This window comes from Marinobacter sp. (genome assembly GCF_046484525.1).
Taxonomy (GTDB): domain Bacteria; phylum Pseudomonadota; class Gammaproteobacteria; order Pseudomonadales; family Oleiphilaceae; genus Marinobacter.
Genome location: NZ_JAWOIS010000032.1, coordinates 1 through 2,961, shown reverse-complemented (window position 1 = coordinate 2,961; position 2,961 = coordinate 1). Strand labels below are relative to the sequence as shown.

Below are 2,961 nucleotides of genomic sequence, written 5' to 3'. Positions count from 1 at the left end.
CGGATCGGCCATGAAGTCATTGTCAGCTTTCTGGACGGGGATCCTGACCAACCCATCATCACGGGCCGAACCCACCACGCCACTAACACACCACCGTATTCACTGCCGGAGCATAAGACCCGCACCACCCTGAAAACCAAAACCCACAAGGGCGAGGGCAGCAATGAGCTGAGATTTGAGGACGAGGCCGGGGAAGAGCAGATCTATTTCCATGCCCAGAAAGACCTGGACCTGCTCACCGAACACAATCGCACCGAGGTCATCCGGAACGACAGTCACCTGACTGTGGAAAATAACCGTCTCAGCCATACCAAAGGTAATGAGCACCACATTATTGGTGGCGAGTATCGTGCGGCTGTTGGCAGTGACTACAGCCTGGCGGTGGGTGGAAGCCACCACAGCAAACTGGGCAAAAACCAGCTTGTTGAAGCCGGCAGCGAAATCCACCACAAGGCCGGTTTGAAGATCGTCATTGAGGCGGGGGCAGAGGTAACTATCAAGGCGGGTGGCAGCTTCTTGAAGTTGGATCCCAGCGGGGTCACAGTTTCCGGGCCCCTGGTGCGGATGAATTCCGGTGGCGCGCCGGGGAGTGGGAGCGGGGCGGCGGTTCAAGGCCCGGAATTGCCCGCGAATCTGAGCGAGCAATCTGGCAGAAATGCGCCTGTGCAGCTCGCGGAAACCGACACCCGAGCCCTGTCAGGTCCTGCTCCAGGCATGGTGCAAGCCTTGAAGGCGGCGGCGAAGAAGGACGTTGCACTGGTCAAACAGTGTGGGCGTCAGCCCGATGGCTGCTGCGCGCTTACTTCCTGTTCCTGCGAGAGTGCAACCACATGACCGAACTGGATTCGAGCACCATGGCGCAGGCCTGCATCCTGCTGGATGGCGCGGCCATCAACGCATCACGGTTTATCTATGAAAACGATGACCAGCCTGATGTGGAGTATCTGTTTCTGGGCACGCCCCATGAGTCAGCCCTAGAGGTCAGCCCATGCCTGGTGAGGCCGTCCGGGGCGACCCGATTATGGCAAGCGCAGTCACAATGGCAGGAGAAAGCGGTGATCCTCGTTGCAAAAGAGAGCATGCCGGTCATCGCGGAGCATTTGCGCAGCCTGTTGAGCGTGCAGTTACCGGATGGCGGATATGCCTATCTGCGTTTTTACTCGCCCAAACAGCTTCAGCGGTTAATGTCGGCCTTCAATGATCAGGAGCGAAACCGTTTCAGTGGCCCGGTAATGGAATGGCGGGCATTCCAGCCTGATGGCTCCTGGCAGCGAGTCACAGCGGAGGGTTCAGCCCCCGCCAAAGCAGCTTCCGAGGAAGGATGGTTCGTGCTCTCCGAACAGCACATGGTAGCGTTGTCGGACGGGGCAAAGGACGAGTTCGTCGAAAAGCTGGGCCGCTTTCTTGGGCTGGACAATCGAATAAGGCTGAACCGTTTGATTGAGGACGCAAACTCACTCGGCTTCCGGACCGAGAAGGATGTCAGCCAATACGCAGAGCTGGCAATGGTCCATGGGGACCGGATCAAACACCCGCAGAGCCAGGCCATACTGTCAAACCCCGAGCTGTCGGAACGCGCGCGTTTGAACGCATTGGATAAACATTTGGCATACGGAGTTGCCTGATGAGTTCTGAATACACCGTTCGCTCCGGCGATACCCTCAGTGCGATTGCACAACGGCACCAAACCACCCTGAGCAGCCTGATGCGGCTCAACCCTGACATTGAAAACCCGGACCGTATTTTCCCGGGCCAGTTGCTCAAGCTGCCGGCTGCAAATGATGCAGGGTTTTCCAGGTGTGAAGTCGGGCAAGTTGCTCAGGAGCCCTCCTGTTCCGAAGAAATCGTAGAAGTTGTTCACGTTACCGGGGCCGACGAACTGATCCTTCTGACGGCGGATGAGTTTTCCGAGTGGATCGAGGAAGAAGAGTTCGTATGCGGACCCATTAACGAATTCTACGGCAACCTGAACGGGCTTGATGATGGCGAGAAGGATTCCGAGCTCAGCCCAATGGACGGCGAGGGGCAGTTGTTGTCGGAAATACAGGAAGAAAAGGAACGCCTGGTCAACGAACTGGAAGCACGTTCGGTGTTGACCAACGACATGCAAACCATCCCGCCCATTACCGAGATAAAGCGGCTGGCTGGCAACAAACACGTCACCTTCGTGCGCTCTGACAAGATCGCGAATCACCCGCGCAGGTACTCTATTGCGGCCAGAGATCGGGCACGTAGCCAGGGTTGGTTGACCGAAAACGGTGTTGACCCGGCAAAGCTGCGGGATGCCATTCGAAGCGAACTCAACATAAAGTTCAACGCAACCTTGTGGGAACCGGATCAGAATGGCGCGCTCATGACAACGCTGAACAGGTTCTACGACGAGGCGTCCTGGTCCATCTGGGGCGATGCCCAGGCCCGACGGGAAGCTGTGGATGAAACCGGGTTCGACGCCTCTGCCGAGGCACAGTTCATGCGCTTCGCCGCTGGCGCGACGGCCTCAGGTGAATTCGATCCTCGAAAAGGAAAAGTGCATTTCCAGGCGAAAGCGGAAGGACAGTATGCGCTGGCCCAGGGCAAAGTTGGCATTGAGCAGGCGTTCCCGGTGAATAACCGGTCTGAGATCCGGATTCCTTACCGGGTTGGAGGCTGGGACGGGGAGCGAAGAATTGCTTCATTGGGCCATTTCCAGGCGGCGATCAACGCCTCGCTTTCCGGCTTCGCCGGTGCTTCGGCGCTGATTGCTGGCAATGTCCATGTGTCCACCACCGATGGCCTTCCGACGCTGAAGGGCATTGCGGCGCGAAAAAACGGGCAAAAAGCGGGTATGGAAGCGGGTGTATTCGCAGGCATCCGTGGCGGATGTGAGGTGGCCGGTGAGCTGCGCTGGAAGGATGTTCTGACGGAGCAAAGAGAGTGGGACAAGCTCTGCACTATTGGAAAGAAAGTTGAGGGGGCGCTGGG

At 57.7% G+C, this 2,961-nt stretch carries 3 protein-coding genes; all 3 read left to right on the top strand.

Annotated elements, in window-relative coordinates:
* Nucleotides 1–834 (top strand): bacteriophage T4 gp5 trimerisation domain-containing protein (locus R6W86_RS07360; RefSeq protein WP_410328724.1); only part of this gene is annotated, 834 nt, incomplete at its 5' end.
* Nucleotides 831–1,625, top strand: a complete 795-nt coding sequence (locus R6W86_RS07355; RefSeq protein ID WP_410328723.1) for a DUF4123 domain-containing protein — start codon at nt 831–833, stop codon at nt 1,623–1,625. The genes R6W86_RS07360 and R6W86_RS07355, both read left to right, overlap by 4 nt.
* Nucleotides 1,625–2,961, top strand: a 1,337-nt coding sequence (locus R6W86_RS07350; protein ID WP_410328722.1) for a LysM peptidoglycan-binding domain-containing protein, incomplete at its 3' end; no start/stop codon positions are given. The genes R6W86_RS07355 and R6W86_RS07350, both read left to right, overlap by 1 nt.